Source organism: Verrucomicrobiia bacterium (assembly GCA_019634625.1).
GTDB lineage: Bacteria > Verrucomicrobiota > Verrucomicrobiia > Limisphaerales > CAIMTB01 > CAIMTB01.
In genome coordinates this window covers 1-22780 of record JAHCBA010000048.1, presented here as the reverse complement: position 1 = coordinate 22780, position 22780 = coordinate 1, and the positions used below count along the sequence as shown (strand labels likewise).

14 protein-coding genes are annotated in these 22780 nt (G+C 66.8%); 4 read left to right on the top strand and 10 right to left on the bottom strand.

Annotated elements, in window-relative coordinates; all coding sequences use genetic code 11:
• Positions 1-18: 18 nt before the first annotated feature.
• The 10 genes from KF833_20990 to KF833_20945 form a co-directional block, all read right to left on the bottom strand.
• A complete protein-coding gene (locus KF833_20990) occupies positions 19-933 on the bottom strand; it encodes an exosortase-associated EpsI family protein (protein MBX3747792.1) in 915 nt (304 codons plus the stop codon).
• Positions 930-1940 carry an exosortase/archaeosortase family protein gene (locus KF833_20985; protein ID MBX3747791.1) on the bottom strand — a complete coding sequence of 337 codons (1011 nt, stop codon included), beginning with the start codon at positions 1938-1940 and terminating at the stop codon, positions 930-932. The genes KF833_20990 and KF833_20985 overlap by 4 nt, the downstream gene beginning before the upstream one ends.
• A gap of 138 nt (positions 1941-2078) precedes the next feature.
• The gene (locus tag KF833_20980) at positions 2079-5078 is read right to left on the bottom strand and encodes a fibronectin type III domain-containing protein (GenBank protein ID MBX3747790.1); all 3000 of its coding nucleotides are present in this window, start codon (positions 5076-5078) and stop codon (positions 2079-2081) included.
• A gap of 309 nt (positions 5079-5387) precedes the next feature.
• Positions 5388-6677, bottom strand: coding sequence for an aminotransferase class III-fold pyridoxal phosphate-dependent enzyme (locus KF833_20975; protein MBX3747789.1), 1290 nt, complete (start codon positions 6675-6677; stop codon positions 5388-5390).
• 532 nt (positions 6678-7209) lie between these two features.
• Positions 7210-8472 carry a phosphonoacetate hydrolase gene (gene phnA, locus KF833_20970; protein ID MBX3747788.1) on the bottom strand — a complete coding sequence of 421 codons (1263 nt, stop codon included), beginning with the start codon at positions 8470-8472 and terminating at the stop codon, positions 7210-7212.
• A 317-nt stretch (positions 8473-8789) separates the two neighbouring features.
• Positions 8790-9095 carry a hypothetical protein gene (locus tag KF833_20965; GenBank protein ID MBX3747787.1) on the bottom strand — a complete coding sequence of 102 codons (306 nt, stop codon included), beginning with the start codon at positions 9093-9095 and terminating at the stop codon, positions 8790-8792.
• 62 nt (positions 9096-9157) lie between these two features.
• The gene (locus KF833_20960) at positions 9158-10300 is read right to left on the bottom strand and encodes a 2-aminoethylphosphonate--pyruvate transaminase (protein MBX3747786.1); all 1143 of its coding nucleotides are present in this window, start codon (positions 10298-10300) and stop codon (positions 9158-9160) included.
• A 263-nt stretch (positions 10301-10563) separates the two neighbouring features.
• Positions 10564-10938, bottom strand: coding sequence for a hypothetical protein (locus tag KF833_20955; GenBank protein MBX3747785.1), 375 nt, complete (start codon positions 10936-10938; stop codon positions 10564-10566).
• 17 nt (positions 10939-10955) lie between these two features.
• A complete protein-coding gene (locus KF833_20950) occupies positions 10956-11804 on the bottom strand; it encodes a type II secretion system protein (GenBank protein MBX3747784.1) in 849 nt (282 codons plus the stop codon).
• Positions 11805-11901: 97 nt separating this feature from the next.
• The gene (locus tag KF833_20945; GenBank protein ID MBX3747783.1) at positions 11902-15612 is read right to left on the bottom strand and encodes an immunoglobulin domain-containing protein; all 3711 of its coding nucleotides are present in this window, start codon (positions 15610-15612) and stop codon (positions 11902-11904) included.
• 338 nt (positions 15613-15950) lie between these two features.
• Between KF833_20945 and KF833_20940 the strand changes: the two genes are divergently transcribed.
• From KF833_20940 to KF833_20925, 4 genes are all read left to right on the top strand, one after another.
• Positions 15951-17174 carry a response regulator transcription factor gene (locus KF833_20940; GenBank protein MBX3747782.1) on the top strand — a complete coding sequence of 408 codons (1224 nt, stop codon included), beginning with the start codon at positions 15951-15953 and terminating at the stop codon, positions 17172-17174.
• 364 nt (positions 17175-17538) lie between these two features.
• A complete protein-coding gene (locus KF833_20935; GenBank protein MBX3747781.1) occupies positions 17539-19722 on the top strand; it encodes a hypothetical protein in 2184 nt (727 codons plus the stop codon).
• A gap of 135 nt (positions 19723-19857) precedes the next feature.
• Positions 19858-21789 carry a hypothetical protein gene (locus tag KF833_20930; protein MBX3747780.1) on the top strand — a complete coding sequence of 644 codons (1932 nt, stop codon included), beginning with the start codon at positions 19858-19860 and terminating at the stop codon, positions 21787-21789.
• Between the two features lie 97 nt (positions 21790-21886).
• The gene (locus KF833_20925) at positions 21887-22474 is read left to right on the top strand and encodes a hypothetical protein (GenBank protein MBX3747779.1); all 588 of its coding nucleotides are present in this window, start codon (positions 21887-21889) and stop codon (positions 22472-22474) included.
• The last annotated feature ends 306 nt before the right edge of the window (positions 22475-22780 follow it).

Genomic DNA, 22780 nt, shown 5'->3' with positions numbered 1-22780 from the left:
ACCAGGCGGTGCGCGAGGTTAGCCGCGACCTTCCCCGAAAGACAACGCCGGCGTGGTCACGCGCATCCGGAGGGGCGAGCTCCGCGAGCCCTCAGTCCCTCCGCTCCATTCCATTGCCGGCCTCGCAGAGCTCGGCCCTCCGATTGCATCCGCCCGTTCCAACTTCCGGAGGGGCGAGCTCCGCGAGCCCATCATCACCGGACCCGTGGTGCGTTGAAACTCAGGGACGATCGCCTGAATCAGCCGGACCAGCCGTTCATAGGCTTCGTCTTCCCGGCCCGGCGGACAATACGCCAGGCAGCCGATGTAGGCCCAACGCTGGAGTTCCCCCGTTCGAACCAGATCCGCTGCCAGCCACCACATCCGCTCGAGATGATCGTTGGACAGGCGGGTTTCGGACACGAACCAGTACACGTACACCGCCCCCATTCGTTCCACCTGGCCCCCCGGTGTCCGAAGCTCCCGCAGCGCATCCAACCGCGCCACCGGCAGCTCGTATCGGTGCGGTCGATCGATGGGAATGCGCTCCTTGCGCCAGGTATGGATCTGGAACCCCTGCCCGGGGAGACAGTACTCCGGTTTGTGGATGCTCGTCCGGTCCGTTCCCATCAGCACGCCGGAGACCTGGACCGGAAACCCATCCGTCTCGGACCGGTACAACCGGCGCCCGTAGGTGGTGTCGGCCGGCAACCAGTCCAGTTCCTCCCGCGTCACCGGCAACAACTCGGACCGGTAGTCGAGGATGCGCTCCGGCAGGTGAATGCTGTGGGTGGCGGCCAGCTTCCCCTCGTCGTCCAGCAGCGCCACATCGGTCAGCACCAGGCCCGGTTCGCCCAACCGCTGTCCCGATTGCAACCGGAACAACAACAGTGCCGCGCCGGTCATCAGTGCGAGCGAAACGACGGCCAGGGTCCAACTGCGGGTGCGCGTCATGGGGTTTGTGAGGCCAGGGTTCCCGGGTTCGGAGGATCGGCGGGCTGGGACGCCGCCCGGCCCTCTCCGAGCCACGAACCCAGCAGGCCGAGCCCGAGAAAAGCCGGCACGTACGGCAGCAGACTCATCACCGCATTGTCGTGCACCCAGTTCCCGGCCTCCTGCCCGAACGCCTCCGCAGCCAGGATGATCAGGGTGAGCCGGAGCACGTTGCCCGCCACGGCCAGCGGGAATGCGGAGGCAATCATCACCGCAATCCGCCACGGGCGGCGCAGCGTGACGAAGGCATAAATCGAGGCCAGGGCCAGCGTGGCCGTCAGGCTTCGCAATCCCCCGCAGGCCGGGGCCACCTCGTATCGAAACGTGCCCTGGGCATCGAAGATCTGGGTCCCGTTCTGAATCAGGCTGATCCCCAGTCCCGCCTGGCAGATCCAGGTGGTGATGTTCGTGGCGATCAACCGCAACGGAAAGGTGATGGTCTCGGCCAGGGTCCCCAGCGGCACACAGAAGACGAAGAGAAAACAGGGGAAGAACGCCGCCCTGAGGAAGGTCCAGCCCCACACCACCCCCAGCAGGGCGTACACCCCGAGGTAGAACGCCGCCACGCTCAGGCGGGTCTGCTGGATGGCGAACCCGAGCACATGCAGCACCAACGCCAGTCCCAGCAGCACCACGCCGCCCGCCCAGGGACCCTTGGGAACCGCCATCAACTCGTCCCGCTTCCACCAGCACAACCCGAGCACCAGCAAGGGCACGTACCGCCCCAGCTCGTCATCCTGCGACTGGCTGTACGCATAGTTGAGCCACCCGAACAGCGATCCGGACTCGACATACCCAAAGGTCGAATTGCCCAGGAAATGGAACAGCGCGATCCAGATGCCCAACAGGCCGAGGAACAACGTCCTGCCCGGAAACGCCCTCCAGAATGCCGCCATCTCCTCAGCCAGACCTGGAGGCAACTCTTCCGCGGAACCGGGGGCGTCAGGGGGAGACACGTCGGACGTCATGCGCAAACCATGTGCCTCAGAGCCTTGCCCCAGCCCCTGCGTTCAATCAAGGCCGCGTGCCGCGGAATCGTTGCTTCCAGAAATAGAAAGAGACCGGGCCTTGCGGCCCGGTCTCTCGAAAACCACCTGCCCTTCCGGCTACTGCCGGACGCGGAAATAGGTGCCGTCGCCCGTCGGCGCCGTGGAGTACGGCGACGAGGCTCCCGCCACGTCAGTCCAAGGACCGGTCACAGCAGGTGCGGATTGCAGAGTTCCCGTCGCGTAGGTGATCACGACGTTCCCGCCTTGCAACGCGATGGAGTCGATGGCGATCTCCTGCACGACCGGCGGACCGTACCAATACACATGGGCACTCAGCGCGGTCAGGGAGGCGGCGGGAGTGGTGTCGCCTTCCCGGCGCCAGGCCACCTGGCCCCAGTCGCCGCCGCCCCCTTCCTTCACGAGGAAGAGAAGACCGTAGCTCTGTCCCGCCGTGAGGTTGATGGGCTCGCTGGTGGGGAAGGTCCCATCGTCGGCATTCTGGGCCGCTCCCGGATTCTCGAACGGCCCGCAGCAACCGTTCTCCTGGGCGATCGGAAGGGCCACCAGGGGATCGGGAATGGCGGCACCGCTGGTGTTGATATACAGCCGGGACGCATCGTCGCTGCGGACAAAGAACCGGTACTGACCGGATTCGGTCGGACGCAGGATCGCCCGCATGGCCACCATGTGGTTGTCACCCCAGGTGTCGCCGAAGTTGGTGGTTTCCCCGAAGGTCATGCCAGGGGTGTAACGCACCACGTCCGGGCTGTTGGGCCACTTGGCATCTGCCAGCACCGTGTCCATGTCGGCTTGGGAAGCTCCCGTGAAGCCCGTGTACTGGTCGGCCCGGGCGCGATTCGGCACCAGCAGCCAGGAATTGAGGACGCCCGAGGCCGCGGCAGCGGGTGTGCCGCCAAGATTCTGGACGCCGTTCACCGTCAGGTTGTAGGTGGTGCCTTCCGCCTGGGTCGAGGTGGTCAGCCGCACCGTGTACTGATCGACCACCGTGGCTGCGGACACGGTCAAGCCACCGCTGAAGGTGTAGTTGGCGACTGTCGTGGACGAAGGAGCTGAAACCGGCTGGTTGAACCGGACGGTGGCGGCGGTGAAGCTTTCGCTGCCCTCGACGTTGGCCACCAGCGGCGCCTGCCCGGCGTTCACCGTGAGAGTCGCCTCGGCGCTGGTCACGTTCGCACCCAGCGTTCCGACGAGCACCTTGAACTTCGCCCCGTTGTCGGCCGGCATGGCCACCGGAATCGTGTAGGTCGCCGCCGTGGCATTCGGAATCAGCGCGTCGTTCTTGTACCACTGGTAGAAGGTTCCCGCGCCATAGGCAGAAACCGTTTCCGCCGTGACCGAGAACGTCACCGGCTGGTAGGCAACCGTGGTGGCATCGGCCGGTTGGGTCACAATGGTCGCCGAAGCGCCCACCGCATCGGCGGGAGCCTCGATCAGGGCTCCTCCAATCGGGGTCAACTGGTTCGCCGGAGTGGTGCTCCCCTCGCGACGCATCGCGACCTGGCCGAAGTCGCCGCCGCCCGCTTCCTTCACCAGGAATAGCACACCGTAGCGGCTCCCCGCCGTGAGCTGAATCGGCTCGCTGGTCGGGAACGTGCCATCATCGACATTCTCACCGGCCCCGGGTTCTTCAAAGGGACCGCAGCAGCCGTTTTCCTGGGCCACCGGGAGGTCCACCAGCGGGTTCGGGATCGCCGTGCCGGTCGGGTTGATGTAGAAGCGCGAGGCGTCGTCGCTCCGAACGAAGAACCGGTACTGGCCGGTCTCGGGAACGGTGATCGTCGTCGAGATCGCCGCCATGTAGTTGTCGCCAAAGTCGGCGAAGTTCAGCCCATTGGCGTAGAAGGTCCGGTCCGGGCTGTTGGGCCACTTGGGATCGGCGAGTACGGTGTCGATGTCGAACTGGCCGGCGCCGCCAAATCCGTCATAGATGCGCACCAGCGGGAAGCCGATTCCAGCCACCTCTGCCACCGTCGTCGCGGATACGGTCGCCGCCGGTCCGTCCTGGCCCGCCAAATTAACCGCCACCACGGAGTAGTTGTAAGTCGTTCCGGGGCTTAGCCCGCGATCTTCGTAGGTTGTTTCGGTAAGGAGTCCCCCCAACTGGTTGCCATTGCGGCTCAGGCGGTAGGCCACGCGGGTCCCATCCGGCGTGGTGGCCGGGCCCCAGCTCAACGCAACGCGACGCGCGCCAGCCTGCGCCACAGTGAGCGCACCCGGAGCGGTAGGCGGTCCGCCGCTTTCCACAGCCACCGTGGTCAGTTGAAGATTATCGATGTGCGTGTGCCCGTTGGCGCCACCGGTCCGGCCCGCAAACACGATCCGACCCGCGCTCGGGAAGTAGTCGGTCTGGAACGCGTCCAGCACCTTGTTGCCCTTCCAGGCCACCGTCAGCTTGCCGTCCTGGGTCAGATCGATCTCGAACGGCTGCCAGCAGAGGCCCGCCCACGAGGCCGGATCCATCGGATCGCCGCCTTGTGCCCAGTACTCCGAATCCCAAGGCCCCGTCTGGAGGCTGGTGATGTCCGTGCAGGCGCCATGCCGCGTCGGCAGCGCCTGACGCAGGACCGTCCGGTTGTCCACGCGGACAATGATGCCTTCGATGTCGGCTCCGTCGGGGAGCGTGTTGCCCGACCAGGTGTCGAACAGCACCGCGATACCCGTGGTCGTGCCGCCCTCGGCAATGCCACCGGCGAAGTTCCCCATGTTGTTGATGTCACCCAAAACCGGATCCCCATCGCGCGCGAAGCTGACGCTGAAGCCGTCGGCCACACGGTCGCCCGTGCTGTTGCCGGTCCGGATGTCGCACTTGAAATTGAATCCGGTGACGATCTTGCCCGGATCGATGTCCGGGAAGATCACCCCTTGGTACAGACTGCCGATGGGCCAGGTCAGTGCGAGGAATCCACCGGGATTCCCGCCCGAATCCACCCAGGGCATGGTGTTCACAAAGTTCCCGCCGAACTCGAGATTCGGATCGGCCTGCGGATCCGTGGTGAAGTTGTAGGTGACCGAACCGGCGAATGCCGATCCGGCTACGAATAAGGCCGCTCCCGCCGCGATCAGGCGGGAAGCTGCCCATGGTTTTTTACTCCTCATGGGTTCTTCTTCCAAATAGGGGTTGGTTGACTTGTTACCGAACTGGGTACGGGCGGCGTTATGGAGCATCTTGCTGCCCTGCGACAAGGCTAAACAGGGGTTGTGCAACAGAACGCACAGGCATTTCAACGCGATCCAGCCCCGGTGGTGGAGGGCGAGGGGGCGAGCAGGAGCAAGAATACGGGACCGGAACCCGAAGGCCACGACCACGCGATGCCCGGCTCACGATCCGGTGAGCGAACTCGGGCGTGGTGCCTGCGCGAAGCGGACCGGTGACGGGGAGTGCTGCGGCCCAGCGTCTGTTACGGCTTACCCGTCCTGACACCGGCCCCGGGTCGCCCGCAGCGCCCCGTCCAACCGCTCCAGGAACTCCTTCAGATCCGTCTCCTCGTGGGCCAGGGACACATAGAGCTTGGTGCCCAGCGGATTCAGGAAGATCCGGCGCCGCAGCAGTTCGAGCATGAGCGCACGGCCCCGCGCCCGGTCACTCGCCAGCCAGGAACGCTGGTCCACCACGGGTTCCGCCGAGAACGCCACCTGCGCCACCGGGCCGTCCCCCAGGACCTGCCCGATCTCACCCGACGCCCCCAACGCCTCGCCCATCCCTTCCCGCAAACGCCGCCCCATGCCATGCAACCGCTCGTACACCCCTGCTTCCGAGAGGATGTCCAGCACCGCCAGACCGGCGGCGCAGGAGACAGGGTTGCCGCCGGTCGTCGATGCGGACCATGCATAGTTCGGACCCGGCAGCCGGTGCTCGTTGACCACCTCCATCAGGTCCGCCCGGCCCCCGTAGGCGCCCAATGGGAACCCGCCGCCCAGCGCCTTGCCGTAGGCGACCAGGTCCGGAATGACCCCGTAGTATTCCTGCGCCCCACCGAGGGCGAGGCGGAAGCCGGTGACGACTTCGTCAAAGACCAGAACGATCCCGTGGCGCCGGGTCAGGTCGCGCAACCCGGCCAGGAAACCGTCCTTCGGCGGCAGGCATCGGTGCAGGGGCTCGACGATCACCGCCGCGAGTTCGCCGGCATGCCGGGCCACGATGGCCGCGGTGGCCGCGAGGTCATTGAACGGTGCCACCAGCACGTCGCGCTCCACCCAGGCCGCCCCGGCTCCCGAAGGATCGGATTGCGGAAGCACGGCCGGACGACCGTTGAGCATGCTGGTCACCCCCACCGGGTGCTGCCCGTGGTAGGCGCCCTCGAACTTCAGCACCTTCGAACGGCCCGTCGCCGCCTGGGCCACCCGGAGGCACAGCATCGTGGCCTCCGTGCCGGACGCGACAAACCGCAGGCGCTCGACGCAGGGCGAAAGGGCGGCGATCCGCTCCGCCAGCTCCACACTGCGCCGGTTGACAGCCGCGAAGTTGAAGCCGTCCCGGGCCGCCCGGGTGACCGCCTCGAAGACATGCGGATGTCCGTGGCCGACCAGCGCCGAACCCCAGGCCATGGTGAGGTCGATCCATTCGTGACCCTCGGTGTCCCACACCCGGCCTCCGTGCCCGCGTTCGAGGACGGGGACGAGTTCGGGAGGAATGGCGTATTCGCCATTGGAACCGGCAGGGAACAAAGCCAGGGAACGGTCACGCCAGGAGGTCATGGATGGGTCTGGGAAGGATCGCAGTTTTGTCGGGATCCGCAGCAGTCTGGAACTCGGTACCCCATGGACTCGGCGACCCTCAGCGTCGGAACAGTCCCAAGTCGGAATCGAAATCGAAATCGAAATCGAAATCGGGAGCGACCTCCCATCCCATTGCACCACTCCCCTGCCGGCCTCGTGGAACTCGGCCCTCCGATCTCGCCACCCCGCTTCACCCTTCGGAGGGACGAGCTCCGCGAGTCCGCAATCCATTGCACCACACCTCTTCCCCCTTCCCGGGACTCGTACTCAGCCCGAAGGGCGGTACTCGTACGCGTCATCGTCCTCGACTCGCAGACACACCGTTTCAGCGTCGCCTCATGGCTGGCCCGATGGGTTCGATCCTGTTCGGACCTCCCATTCCGCATGGGAATTGGGCAGGGCGATTACGATTACGATTACGATTACGATTACGAGTACGAGTACGAGGTCCGCTGCATAAGACTGAGATGCGCGCCCCCCATCGCTCGCCTTCCCTGCGGCCTCGTGGCGCTCAACCCTCCGATTTCACACCCGCATTGCATGTGAACTCGAAGATGTCGAAATTGCGGACATCCGCGCGGGCCCGGGCGAGGTACTCGGGGCGAGGCGCCTCGGACAGGATGAACGGCACCATTTCCTCGTACCGTCCGCCGTGCGAACGAAGCCCGCCCTCGATCGCCTTCAGATCGTGGTAATCGACCGTCCGGCCCAGAACGACATCGCGCCCCGCGCAGACCACGATGTCGCCCATCCGATCGATCGGCAGTTCGAGCAACCGCGCGCCCGTCGCCCGGTCATGCACCTCGGTGATTCCCACCAGCGACAGCAGCCACGTCGCCACCTCGGGCACGGCGATCCGCGCATCGGACGGAGGCAAATGGACCTGGGCAAAGCTGCCGAGGGCGCCGTGATGCACGACGTACGGATCGGTGATGGGCAGGATGACGCGGAATCCGGGGCCGAACCGGTCGTTCAGGGCGGTCTCGAGATAGATCACATTCGGCGAACCATCGGCCTTCCGCTTGTCGTTCATCCCATGGTCGGCGGTCAGGCCCACCACCACGCCCAGGTCGAGAAGCCGGCCCAGCAGCGCATCGATCCCGGCATAGAACTCGAGGGCCTCGGGCGCCTCGGGCGGGAACTTGTGCTGCATGAAATCCGTTGTGCTCAGATACAGGAAGTCCGCGCGGTCCTGCTCGATCAGCGCCACTCCGGCCCGCAGGACGTACAGGCTCGCCTCCCCGCTGTAGATCTCCGGCGTCGGTCCCGCCAGGGCTTCCACCTCGTCGATGCCATGGGTCGCCATCCGGGCCTGATTGGCCTTCTCCGAGGAAAAGGCAATCCCGCCTGCCGCGATCAGCTCATGGGCGAAGATATCGCGCAGCTTCTCCTTGGCGGTGACCACCGCGACCCGCCGGCCCGCGCGCTGGGCCGCGGGAAAAATCGTCTCGACCCGGAGAAACGAGGCCGAGTTCATCATCACCTCGCGCCCGCTGTCCGCCTCGTAGAAGAAGTTCCCGCCGATCCCGTGGACGGCCGGCGGCACCCCGGTGACGATCGAGGTGTTGTTGACGTTGGTGAAACTGGGCATGGCCCCGCGGGCCTTGCCGCGGTATCCCGATGCCGTCATCCGGACGAGGTTGGGCATGCGTCCGCGGGCAATGGCCGCGTCGAGATACTCGTCGGCCGACCCGTCGAGGCAGACGACCGCCACCGGGCGGGCCGGAGGCGAGTAGGTGCGATGATGGACGGTGAACGTGACGGCTTTGGACATGGGCGGAAAAGCCTGCCGGTGCGGAGTCTTCAGGGGAAGTCCGGAGGTTGGCCAATCCCGTGCATCCCGGAGGAGTGGGTGGAGGCGCGAACTTCGCGAAGCATCGCCTCGGAGGGCCGAGTTCCACGAGGCCGCAATGGTGTGGTGCGTTCGATTGAGGACTCGCGGAGCTCGTCCCTCCGATTTGCTGCCTCCTCACCGACAACTTGGGGATGCACCGTGCCCAATCTGACCCCGCGCAGCTTGGTTCCTGCCTCACGGTTTGGGCAGTGGGGTCAACTCCGTATTATTCCATTTGTCCGTCATCGTACTCGTACTCAGCCCGAAGGGCGGTACTCGTCCTCGTTCCTCGAATTGACCGGACGACGGGTGCGCGGGAGGGATTCTGTCTGGGTGTTGAAAGAAGCGGAGCGGGAAAGGCCGAGTGCGAGTGCGAGCAAGAGCACGAGCAAGAGCACGAGCAAGAGCACGAGCAAGAGCACGAGCAAGAGCACGAGCAAGAGTACGAGCAAGAGCAAGAGCACGAGCACGAGCAAGAGCACGAGCACGAGCACGAAGGCGGCCTGGCGGAGATTCTGTGCCGGCAGGGCAGACGCGGAAGCCCCGCCCGGTTCGGTGTCCACGCTTCAGCGTGTTCGAACGGCTCGGGGGGAGGCACGCCAATCCATGCCTTGCAGCCAGGAGGTCAGCTCGCGGATGACCCGCCCGCATCGGGCCGGACCTGCATGGCGTCGATGACCCGCTGGACAGCGGCGACGAGATTCAACACATCCGAGGGGAAGATCCGGCCGATGCTCCCGATGCGGAAGGTGTCGGCCTGGCTGATCTTGCCCGGATAGATGATATGGCCCTCGTCGCTGAGACGCCGGTAGAAGGCATCGAAGGTGAACCGGGGATCCTTCGGGAAGACAAACGACGTGATGATGCAGCTCTGCACGACGGTGCGCAGGTAGGGACGAAATCCGAGCGCGGTCATCCCCGCCACCAGGGTGCGATGATTCGCCTGGTACCGATCGAACCGCGCCTCGCGACCCCCTTCCATCTCGAGTTCCTGGAGCGCCTGGTGGAGCGCCAGGATGGAATGGGTCGGCGGCGTGTACCGGAACTGCCCGTTCTTGTCGAAGCCCTCGAGCTGCCCGAGCAGATCCAGGCTCAAGGAGCGCGCCCAACCCGCCGTGGCCGCGAAATCCGCCCGCCGCCCGAACACGAACGAAAACCCTGGGACGCCCTCGAGGCACTTGTTCGGCGAGGAGATGAGGTAGTCGATGCCGCACGCCCGGAAGTCGATGGGCAACGCCCCGAAGCTGCTCATCGCATCGACGATGAACACCCGTTGGTGACGCCGCACCACCGGCCCGAGGGCCTCGATCGGGTTCAGGATGCCCGTGGTGGTTTCGCAATGGATGGCGACGACGTGGGTGATGGTGGGGTCATCGGCCAGCAGGCGGTCGAGTTCCACCGGATCGGGCGCGGCATCCTCGGGCGTGCGGTAGGCGACATGCGGCGTGCGGTGATGCTCGAGCATCCTGATGGCCCGTTCGCCATAGGCGCCATTGGCATGGACCAGCACCTTGCCCTGGGGCGGCACCACGCTGGCCAGCACCGCCTCGACGCCGAAGGTGCCGCTGCCCTGGAGCAGGATGCACTCCCATCCCTCGCCCGCATCGAGCCCGGCGAGAGCCAGGAGCCGGTCACGGATCGACTTGACCAGCGCATTGAACTCCCAATGCCAGGACCCGGCATCGTGAAGCATGGCCTGTTTGACCGCCAGACTGGTGGTCAAGGGGCCGGGTGTGAACAGAACCTTGTCGCGCGAACTGGGTACCATGGGTGCCAACATAGAAAAATCGCCAGGCCCGCCTCCGCAGGCCACTCACTCAAATATCCAAACCTCCCTCCACCTTCAGTCCTCAGGTCTCAGGTCTCAGGTCTCAGGTCTCAGGTCTCAGGTTTCAGGTTTCAGGCCTCAGACCGCCCCAGGCACGGGGAGCAGGGCCACACACGGAACGATGCCCTGCCCCCCGTCCGGGAAGCCGCCGCCACGAGGCGGCGAAAGCTAAGCGCCAAGGCAAACCGGGAACCCGCGCCCGGTTACTTGTTGGCGCGGTGGAACTCGAGGGTCTGGCGGGCCCGGTCGTCGCCGGATTGCTCCGCCTTCTGAAGTTCGGCCCCGACACTCGCCAGGCTTTGGGCCACGAAGGCGCGTTGTTCGGCGGTGAGATCGGGGTGCGCGTTCAGATCCTGCAACGCGCCCCAGGCGCCGTTGAAATCGCGCCTGCCGAGGGCCTCCACCACCTGGTTGGACAGCTCCTGAATCTCGGCCTGACCGCTTTGGAAGGCGCTGGCGGCGCCCTGCGAGATGTCCTCCACGCCGACCAGCTCGGGGGCCTTGTCCCCGGAGCCGCAACCGGCCATCACCAGGGACACCGCGATCAGCAACGCACCGTGCAAGGGAGATAGCTTCATCCGAAGGAGGGAAGGGTTCACAGCGGGGGTTGTTCCAGCGGGGGTGCGCCCGTGTACCAGCGGTAGTCGTAACCGCGCTTGGAGTAGCGGACGGAGGAGACGTTGCCGCCGACCCAGAGGGTGTTGCAGCGCCGATTGTGCCGCCACCATTCCATCTCCATCTGGCGGCCCGGATAATGGCTCGCCAGGCCGTACTTCCATTGGGTCAGGCACTCGCTTTGACCGGGAAACAGCCCGATCGAGTCGTCGGGGCCTTCCATGCGCTGCTCGGCGGCGTCCTGGGCGAAGACGGTGGTGGTCGGGCTCAGGAAGCTGGACAGCTTGCGCGGACCGGTCAGCCGTGTGTTCGGGCTGCTGGGGTCGGCGGGCTGGACCACATAGGCATTGATGCCGATCGAGGAGTTGAGCCAGTACTCGGCAGCGAACCGCAGTCCCTCTTCACGCCACTCGTCCACGACCCGGGCCGAAGGGCAGCGGAACATCGTCTGCGCGCCTTCCCAGTTCCAGTTGGTGCCGGTGGAGCGGATGTACTTGGCATAGGCGATGCCCCAGTACGCCTGGGGATGATTGGGATCGAGGAGAATGGTGCTGCGCGGCGTGGCCACCCACATCCCGTGATTCGGCGCCGAGCCCCCCACATGGTGGAACACCTCGTCGTTATCCTCGGCATACATCGCGGTCGAGAGGCCGATCTGCTTGAGATTGCTCAGGCACTTCGCCTGGCGCCCCTTCTCCTTCGCCTTGGCCAGCGCCGGCAGGAGCATCGAGGCCAGGATGGCGATGATGGCGATGACCACCAGCAGTTCGATCAGGGTGAAGGCCGAACGGGGGGAACCCTTGGCCGGTACGTATGGGTCTCTTTTCATGAAACGTTGGCGGTGGATCAAAGACGTGTCGCCGGAGGCGCCTGGGCCCCCGGCGACGCGATCCATCAGATGCCTTGTCTTGGCGGATTGTGCAATGTCACTTCCTCAGGCGGAAATACCGCGCCGATCCTGTCAACGGTACCGTGGCCGAGTTCGCGCCCGCCCCGGCCACCGGCGTCCAGCCGCCCGCGGTGCCCACGACGCCGTTTTCCTCGAGCACGAAGTCCGCGCCCGTCCAGGTCAGCGTCAGTTGGCCGCCGGAGACCGCCGCCGTCAGCGTCGGCCCGGCATCCGGTCCGCCGGAACCGTCGGCACTCTGGTTGTTGAGACCGCGGACGTATAGCAGGGCGATCTCACGGCCGCTGAGCGACCGGTTCCAGAAGGCCACGTCGTCGAGCACCGCATCGAACAGCGAGCTGTCCGCATATTCCCCGGTGCCGTCCTGCCCGATGTTCAACGCCAGGCCCGCCGGGAAGAGCGTGCCGGTCGCCGGCGTGATGTCCTTGCGCCCGGGCGCATTGCCGCGGTCGAGTTCGATCTCGTTGCCGTCGAAGTACGTCACCGCCTGCCCGTTGATGTCAAACACGACCGCAACGTGGTGCCACGCCAGGTCGTTCAGCAATCCGCCCACACTGTCGAAGTCCTTCCGGGTCTGGCCATCCCGACGGTAGTTCCACTGGACACGCCCGTCGCTGTCGGTGGCCACGATCCAGCCGGTGTTCCCGCCGCTGGCCCAGCTCTTGTTGGCGATCAGCGAGGGGTCGCTGCTCCATTCGTTCATCTTCACCCAGAAGGCGACCGTGAACGGCTGGGTCTCGCCGAACCGCACATTCGGTCCGCTGCCCAGGGTGACGTAGTTGTAGGCATTGCCGCCGGCCGACCGCTCGGTGCGGAGATGCACGCCCTGCCCGATCCGACCGGGCGCGAAGGCCGGGTTCCCCACCGCGGTGCCGTGGTTGCCGGTGGCGGTGGCATCCGCGAGGTCGCCGTCGAATTTGAGCAGCGTGGCCAACTGACTGGAGAGCGCCGGTGCATAGATGCTGTCGCCGAAGGCGCCGAAGGCATAGAGGCTGACCACCTCTTCCGAGGAGAGCCCGCGTTCCCAGATCGCCACCTCGTCGAGAAGGCCGGTCCAGTCCCCGCTGCCATACGCGCCGGTTCCGTCCTGGCCGAGGTTGAGGGAGAGATCCGGATTGCCGATGTCCCCGGTGCCCGGCGCGATCGCGGTGACATCCACCAACTCACCGTTGAGGTAGGTCTCGGCGTTGCCGTCGATGCGCCAGACCACGACCACATGGGACCAGGCGTCGGGGTTGTTCAGGACATTTCCCTTGGCGGTGTAATCCAGATCCTTCCGGGTGTTGCCGCTGCGGGCGTAGTTCCACTCGATGCGCCCGTCGCCCTGGGTGCCGATGGTCCAGCCCACATTGCCGCCCGAGGCCCAGGCCTTGTTGGCGATGATCGCAGGGTCGCCGGACAGCCGTTCGGTCTTGACCCAGAAGGCCACCGTGAAGTCCGAATCCTGACCCGGCGAAAGGGTGACGTTGTCGCCCAGGGTGATGTAATTGTAGATGCCGTCGGCGCGGGAATTCTCGATCCGCACGGCCTGACCCGCCCGGCCCGGGGCGAAGGTGACCTCGCCCACCGCGATGCCCGGAAGATTGTTGCCGGAGGCGTCGTCGAGGTTGCCCTCGAAGCCCAGGTAGGTCACCAGCCCCTGAGTCAGCGTGCCGGCTTCGGCGGGCGGGAACAGCACCGACAGGACCGCCGGTTCACTGGTCAGCGATGCCGTCGGGTTCGACACCACCACCCGGTAACTGCCGGCATCGGCAAGCATGACGGCGTCGATGGTGAAGGTGGCATTGGTCGCGTTGGCGATGTTGGCGCCGTCCTTGGTCCATTGATACGACAACTGCGCCCCGCTGGCCCCGACGGTGAAGGTTGCGGACGATCCGACGATGCGTGCCGTGCCGACCGGGTGCTGCACAATCTCCGGGGCCGGGACGGTGCCGATGATGGCGATGTTGTCGATGGCCCACCACCAGTCGTTGGCGGCGTCGAGGAGACCGAAGGTGAGCTGCATGGTGCTGGCCCCGGCGGGGTTGTTGAGGGGGAGCACGACGGTCTCGTTGATGAACTGCCCGTCGGCCTTGAAGAACGGACCGGGCCGGGATTCCCAGCGGAGGATCTCCTCGGATTCGCCCCCGTCGAAGGCGATGCGGATGACCGCGGTCTGGTTGTTGATGTTGCCCTCCGGGAAGTTCGGAGGTCCGTCGTCGCAGCACTCCGGCCGCCAGCTCGAATCGAACTGCAGCACCGCCGCCCCGGCCGGCACTCCCGTCAGCGAGATGGCCGGGGTGATCAACAGGCTGTTGAACAGCCCCTGGTAATGTCCGCCGCCGCCGTCATCCCATTCGTCCGGATCGGCCACAGCCACCGTGCCGCGCGCCTTGGTGAACTCGGACCGGCGCTGGTCACCGGCCGTCGCCACCCACCAGCTCGCATCCAGAAACGTCCAGCCGGAGAACTCGTCGATCCCGTTCCGCTCGGCATAATCCGGCTCGTCGAACCCGGGCATGCCCGAATCGTCCACGGTCCAGCCCGGAGGCGGCGTCTTGGTCCATACTGCGTCTCCCGCCAGGGCCTCCTCGACGTTGGGGCCGAGTTCGAGCCCGTCGAAATCCTCGACAAACACCGCGATGCCGAACGTGTGGGTGAAGGATCGCGCCCGAACCTCGCCGCCCACGGTCTCGTTGTAAGTCACCTCGATCGTCTGCGTGGACCCGATCGCGAAGGGTCCGGCTCCGGAGCGGCGAACCGTCAACCGGTCCGCGGAAGGGGTGATGACCGGGCCGGTGACCGCCGTGCCGTTCAGGCGCAGCACGATGGACGCCTGATCGATAGTGCCTCCACCCCGTTCGAGGACGATCCCGATGTCCGTGTTGGGCATCGCCAGATCGCCCCGTGGGATCCACGCCAGGAGGGACGACGGGACGGCGGGAGGGGTGGTGGGAACGCCGGCTGCGCTGGGACCGCCGTAGGCCGCGATCTGGCCGCGTTCGAGCGCGACATCCTGAAGTTGAATGCTGCTGACGAAACCCGGAGCCACTTCGCCGTCGTTATCAGCAAATAACGTGGCCGTGCCCCCGGCCGTCAGGGCCCAGCGTCCGTCCACCGCACTGGCCCCCCCGGCCGCCTGGGTTCCCACCTCGATGCCGTCGATATACTTCCGGATCTGATTGTTGGGCGCATCCACCACAATGGCGATCCGGTGCCAGGTGTTGGGCTGGATCGTTCCGCTGTAGTTGCCCGAAATCCCGATCCCGTTGGCCGTGTTGATGAAGAAATCCGCGTCCTCCCCGAAGAACCCGCCGTCCGTGTCGATCAGCGCCCGCCAACGGTTGTGGGATTCCTGCGGATAGAGCACGTCCAGGAACAGCGTCCACGTGTTCACCTGGGAACCGCCCCCGTTCGGATCAGCCGAGACCGGCATGGCGTAGCCGGCCGGGAAGTTGAACTCGCTGAACCGCATCACCGGTGCCGCAACGCCCCCGATGTCCGGGATGCCCAGGCTGGTGGTGGTCCCGAAGCTGGTGCCCTGCTGGGTCAGCCCCCCTGCCCCGTCCGCATACGCCAGGGGTTGCCCCCCCACGGCGGCGTTGAGGTTGCCGTTCTCAAAGTTCCACTGGCCCACCACCGCACCCCGTGCGGAGGAGTGGAGTGTCAGGGCAACCAGGGAGGCGAGCAGCACGGCGCGCCAGACCGGGCCGCCGGTCGGACCGTCGGGAGGGAGGTTGTTGGTTCGCATGGAAGGCAGGGTGAAGAGCCGTTGATGGGTGTTGGGGTGAGCGAATCTGGCGATGGCAACCTCGCCCCGCCCGCGGATGGCGCGAAGGCGTTCGAGGAGGCGGATCCACCGGCAACCGCTGCCGGGAACCCTGACCGACCGCGCACGAACCCTAGCCGGGTCCGCCAGGATCTGGCCACTCGCCCGAACGGGGGAAGACGCCCCTGTGCGTTGCCCGCGGTTCACATGGCCATCACCTCACCTTCTCCGCGACTTCACCGTTTCGTAACCTGCTGAACCGGATCGAATGCGGCAGACCGGCTTGCGCCGCCCCGGGCCGGAACGCCAGTGTCCTGGAAATGTCCAAGCCGAACGACCGCGCCACCCCGGCCTACTGGGAGCGGCGCCTGTTCCGGAACACATTCACCTACCGGGGCCGGCGCCGCACCGTGCCCGGGTGGTGCATCAAGGTCCAATGGCAGGGCGAACGCCGGACGCTCCGCCTCGCCGCCCGCGATCGCCACGAAGCCGGTCGCGAGGCCGCCAATCTCCACCGCCTGCTCCGCGCCGGCGGCTGGGCGGCCCTCGACCGACGACGATCTCCCGGCCCTCTCCCCGACCCCGCCACCCCCGAACTCCTGGGCGTCGGCCGTCGCAAATATGTCGGAGACCTCGGCCCCGCCCGCGCTCGCGAATGGTTCGCCACCCTGGTGGCCCAGGGCATCACGGAACATGTGCCGCTCGGGACGGACGACCCCAATGAAGCCCGGCTTCGCGCCCAGGATCTGCGCGGCGAACTGGAACGGGACGGCTGGGCCCGGTTCCGCCTGTCGCATTCCCGCGAAATCACCATCGCCGTCTTCTGGCGCGCCAACCCGATGACCTGCACCTACACCACCCTCCTCTCCCTCCCGGCGCGGGCAGGCTCACCCGAACCCGCACCCGACCGCGAACACGGCTGGCGCATCCTCGTCCTCGAACCCGATGCCGGCGTCCGGAGGGCCCTCGTTCAGGCTCTCGCCTCCGGAACCGGCGCGGCCCGCGTGGACGACGCCGAGTCGGCCGCCCACGCGCCGCGCTCCCAGGGGTGGGACATCATCCTCGCGAACCGTGAGCAGCCCGCGGCCACCCTGCGCGACCGTCTCGACCCCCCTCCGTCCACCCATCCGCGCCTTCTCACCCATGGCGTGTTCACCGATAGCGACGCCATCTTCGCCTCCTTCAGCGGCGTAAGTCAGGGCTACCTCCTGCGCCGGGTCCAACCGGCCTCTCTCTTGGCGCCCCTGTTCGAGGCCCTTCCCGACGGACCCCCTCGCGCGCCCCTCGACGCCGATCGCACCGTGGCCCGCTATTTCCAGGCTCTCCTCGAACCCGCCAGCGCCCCTGCGCGCGGGCATCCCGCCGAAGTCACCAGCCGCGAACTCGAAATCCTCGACCTCCTCAGCCGCGGCTTCGCCGACAAGGAAGTCGCCCACGAACTCGGCATCAGCATCTGGACCGTCCACAGCCACCTCAAACGCATCTTCGCCAAGTACGGCGTCCGCACCCGCACCGAGGCCGTCGTCCGCCACCTCCAGAAATGACCCGCTTCCGGAGGACCCACCCGCGCACCCCCTGCCGCGGCGCAGACACCCCGGCCCGATCCGCCCCCTGCCAACTCGCAACCCTTCCTCCAGCCCCTTCCTGCCTTCCTGCCTTCCCTTTCGCGGGTCCTTCGGCAACGCCCGTGTGACCGTCCTGTGAATTGATCCTCCCACGCCTGTCTGGGATTGAGACCGGTGCTCCTCCCCTCTATTCCCTCGCCGCGCCGCGGGAATGCCTCCCCGGTTTCTTCGCTTCACCACGCATACACCATCAGGAATGAAAACCACAGATCACCGTTCACCGCATGGAGGGACCAGACGGGTTCGCCACGCGACCCTACTGGCCCTCGCTGCCTCACTGTCGATGCCCGCGCCGGGGCAGAAGCTGTTCTTCGAGAACTTCGATGGCCTCCCCCTCGGCCCCAACGTCGAGGAAGCCTCCGCAGGAGCCCAAGTCTGGACCAAAACCCCGCCAGCCGGCTGGGAAATCGATGACACCGGCATGCCAGGCTGGGGTGAGCCGGACTACCGCGCCCGCGACGGCATGCACGAATGGGCCGGCTGGAGCTTCGCCGACGTCCGCTGGTGGCCCACCGTCGATGACCAGCGCCGCTCGGAGTTCCGTCGTGCCAACGGGGCCGCCGCAATCGCCGATCCCGACGAGTGGGATGATGCCGACCACTACCCGGGCCTCTTCAACAGCTACCTCCTCACCCCCCAGTTCAATGTCGCCGGCCGCCCCGCCAACAGCCTGGTCATGGCCTTCGACTCAAGCTGGCGCCCCGAATGCTGCGACGACGGCCCCCCGCGTTTCCCCGCCGATCCGGACACCGGCGAACGCCTCAACAATCAGACCGCCGTCATCACCGTCGAGTGGGATGGAGGCACCCCGATCGAAGTCATGCGCTGGGACTCCAAGGCAGATAGCGAAACCTTCAAGCCCAACGCCGTCAACGAGGCCGTCCTCGTCCCCCTCAACAACCCCGCCGGCGCCCAGAACGCCCGGCTCAAGTTCGGCATGATCCAGGCCGCCAACGACTGGTGGTGGGCCTTCGACAACCTCGCCGTCGGTGAACCGCCCATGGTCGCCGGCGTCACCGCCTCCGGCGTCGGCTTCGCCGTCCGTGTCGTCGAGGCCCTCGGCAAAACCGTCAGCACCACCCCCGCCATCACCGCCCGCCTCAACGGCCAGGCCGTGACCGTGACCCGCGAAGCCGAGGAATCCGATCCCGACGAGTCGATCGTCGGTGGCCAGATCTCCGCCTCCGGACTGCTCGTCCGCTACGATCAGTCCCCAATGGTCTTCGCCCCCCGTTCGACCCACACCGTCGAACTTGCCTACCGCTCCAGCGATGGTCGAAACCTGACCGACACCGTCGCCTTCACCGCACCCGGCTATGTCACCGTCTCGGCCACCCCGTCCGTCGTGACCGCCTCCCTCCTTGAAACCACGTACCTCGGCGTGGATGAGAGCAAAGGAATCCGCTTCGAACTCAACGGCACGTCCGTCACCCCGCAGTCGGTCCAACGCGTGGACCTCCTCGCCAACGATGGCTCCGATGCCCCGGACCGTATCGACGCCCGCTACTCCATGGCTCCCCAGGTCTTCGCCTCGGGATCATCCCATACCCTCAAGGTGATCTACACCACCCGCGCCGGTCAGGAACTCGAGGAGACCGTGACCTTCACCGCACCCTCCTACGTCACCGTCCCCGCCGCCCTCGGCACTGCTCCCGGCACCCGCACCGAACCCGGCATGCGCTGGCGCACCCACCAGCTCGCCACCTCCCGCGGCACCACCATCGCCCTCACCGAACAGCAGCTCCGCGGCGAACTCGGCGAAAGCATCCACGACACCAGCCTCGAAGTATCCCCCGGTCGCTTCGATATCGACTTCGTGAACTTCGAACAGAACGGCGGCGAAGCCGGCCGCTTCCGCGGTTCCGCCGCCACCGCCGAACTCCAGATCGCCGATGACTTCATCCCCGGCATCCCCGGCCTCGAAGGCGGTAACGACAACATCGCCGGTGAAGCCCTCGCCTACCTCGAGATCCCCGCCGCCGGCGTGTACACCATGGTCGTCAACAGCGATGACGGCTTCCAGGTCAGCGTCGGCAACGCCGAAACCCCCACCCACCTCGTCCTCGGCCGGTTCGACGCCGGACGCGGCGCCTCGGACACCGTCTTCTACTTCCGTGCCGAAGCCCCGGGCGTCTATCTCTTCCGCCTCCTCTGGTTCGAGGGCGGCGGTGGCGCCAGTGTCGAATGGTTCACCCTCGGCGACAACGGCGTCGCCTCCCTCGTCAACGGCCCTGATGCCGCCTCCCTCAAAGCCTACCGCCGCCGCACCGTCGCGGAACCTGCCCTCCCCGTCGCCCCCGCAGGCATCTCCCGCATCGCCCTCCAAACGGCGGGCGTCGTCATCGAGTACACCGGCACCCTCAAGCGCGCAGACCAGGTGACCGGCCCCTACACCCCCGTCACCGGCGCATCGTCGCCCTACACGGCCCCCCCCACCGGCGCCCAGGCCTACTACCTGGCCGACTGATCGCCCGCCCCATCCCAGGGGCTTGATTCCACCCCGGGCGACGGCCACACCGGCTGTCGCCCGGGGTTTGCCTTTCCAATCCGGTCCCGAAACGATCCCGCCCATCACCCACCCACCCCGCCCCTCCGCGCCGACATGCCCGCCCCGCCTTCACACCCCCTTCCAACCGCCGGACTCGCCCTCCTCCTCGCCCTCGCCGTCGTCACCGCATGGACCCTCGCGGCCGCCCGCAAGGCCGGCCAGTCCGAGGGACTCCGCCATACCGCCAACCTCGCACGCCTCGCCGCCGACCTCCCCGGCCCACGCAGCCAGGGCGATTACGTCACCTCCGCCGAATGCCGCGCCTGTCACCCCGGCGAACACGCATCCTGGCATCGCACCTTTCACCGCACCATGACCCAGGCAGCCGCCCCGGAAAACGTCCTCGGCGCCTTCGACGGCACGGCGGTTTCCTCGGACGGCCTCCTCTACCGCGTGATCCGCGACGGCGACGCCTTCTGGGCCGAAATGCCCGACCCCGACGTGATGATGTACGTCGTTCAGGGCGGACGTGACATCCCGATGGAGGAAATCCCTCGGGTCCGACTTCCGGTGGTCATGACCACAGGCTCCCACCACTACCAGACCTACTGGGTCGCCAGTGAACGCTACGACCGCCTCCTCCAGACCCTGCCCCTCGTCTGGCTCATCGCCGACCAACGCTGGATCCCGCGCGAAGAGGCTTTCCTGCGCGGACCCGGCGACCGCGGCCGCTTCATCACCCAGTGGAACCACCACTGCATCCGCTGTCACAGCACCGGCGGCAATCCCGGCCTCGACCTGGAATCCGGCCAGTTGCGCACCGAGGTCGGCGAACTCGGCATCGCCTGCGAAGCCTGTCACGGCCCCGGCGAAGCCCACGTCCGCCGTCACCGCGATCCCATCGAACGCTATCGCGCCCTCCTCTCCGACCAACCCGATCCCACCATCGTCAACCCCGCCCGCCTCGATCATCGCCGCTCCAGCCAGGTCTGCGGCCAGTGCCACGCCGTCTCGATCCTCCAGGACGAGGTCGCCATGGAGTACGCCCGGCGCGGCCCCCTGTTCCGGCCCGGCGACGACCTCGAAGCCACCCGCTACCTCATCCAGCATCCCCGCGTCGATCCCACCCCCGAACGCCGCCAGGAATGGCGGGAAAACCCGCAGTTCTTCCGGGAACGCTGGTGGGACGACGGCACCATCCTCGCCGGAGGACGCGAATTCACCGGCATGTCCGCCTCCGCCTGTTACCGGCGCGGGACAATGTCCTGCCTCTCCTGCCATTCCATGCATGCCAGCGACCCCGTGGACCAATTGATCCCCGGCATGGACACCAGCCACGCCTGCACCCAGTGCCACACCGAACCCCGCTTCACCACCGAGGTGCAGCGCCACACCTTCCACGCCCCCGCCTCGACCGGCAGCGACTGCCTCAACTGCCACATGCCCCACACCACCTACGCCCTGCTCAAAGGCATCCGCTCCCACCAGATCGAGTCCCCTCACGCCCGCGCCAGCGCCCGCCTCGGCGTCCCCAACGCCTGCAACCTCTGTCACCTCGACCGCACCCTCGCCTGGACCGCCGAACACCTCGAACGCTGGTACGGACAACCCCGGGTCCCCCTTACCGACGAACAACGCTCCACCTCCGCCGCGCTCCTCTGGCTCCTCAAAGGCCACGCCGCCCAGCGCGTCATCGCCTCCTGGCACCTCGGCTGGGAACCCGCCCTCGCCGCCTCCGGCCGGGACTGGCTCGCCCCCTTCCAGGCCGAACTCCTCGCCGATTCCTACGGGGTCGTGCGCTACGTCGCCGAACGCGAACTCCGCAAACTCCCCGGCTTCGAATCCACCCGCTACGACTTCCTCAACCCCGCCAATGACGTCCGAACCGACATCCGCGCTCTCCAGGACACCTGGCAACGCCTCACCCCCAACCCCACCCGGACCGGCCCGGAAATCCTGCTCCATCCCGATGGCGCACTCATGTGGGACCGCCTGGCCGCGCTCTTGGAAGCCCAGGACCAGCGCCCGGTGACCGTCAAGGAATGATCGCACTTCATTGCCCATCCGGATTCATCCGAACGCTATCGGCCGTCCAGAGGGACGATCTCCGCGAGGCCCCCATCCCCATCCCCATCCCCCAGCCATGCCCACTCACGATGCAACCCCGTCTCCCCTCGTCCGACGCCACCTGCGCTATGGCTGGACGGGCCTGCTGACATTCCTAACCCTGGGTATCGCTCTTGAAGTTCTCCACGGCTTCAAGGTCTCCTGGTACCTCAGTCCTGACGGTACCCAGCGCCGTCTCCTCCTCACGCTTGCCCACGCCCACGGCACACTCTTCTCCCTGGTTCAGATTGCCCTGGCCTTCACCCTCCGGGCCGCACCTGTTCCAAGTGGCCGACTGGCGGGTTGCATGTCCTGGAGCATGACGAGTGGTCAAATCCTCCTCCCCCTCGGCTTTCTGCTCGGCGCCCTCTGGCTGATCGGAGGCGAACCCGGCCCCGGCATCTTCCTCGTGCCCGCCGGCGCCGCCGCCCTCCTCCTCGGCGTCGGCATCGTCACCCTGCACCTCTTCCGCCCTCACTCCCCAATGATCCCCGCGGAGGAACACCCCTCACCTCACCCTCCGCGCCCCACGGACAGCTCCTCTCCTTCCGACCGAACCGCATCCACCCCGGCCGCCTCCGCCTCACCCCGCTCTCCCGGCAGCGGCCGACGCACCCGAACCTGACCACCGACGCCTTCTGCCGCCGCCTGGACCTCTTGTTTCCTGCTTCAGGTGCCATTCACCCACTGGAGCATCTCCCGCAAAGTGGGCATGGAAGAGGTGGTCGGGTGTCCACGCTTTGGCGTGTCGGGGCTGGGGAATGGGTCAGGGGATTGGAGCTTGGCGGAGGCCGACTCAAGCCGGAACACAGGACAGTTGGATGGACCCGATGACTTCGGCTCAGACGAAGCGCCTTACCCCACCGCATCGACGCGGAGATCACGCAACACGGTAAGCCCCGGAATCGGGGCGCCTCGAATGATCCGCGCC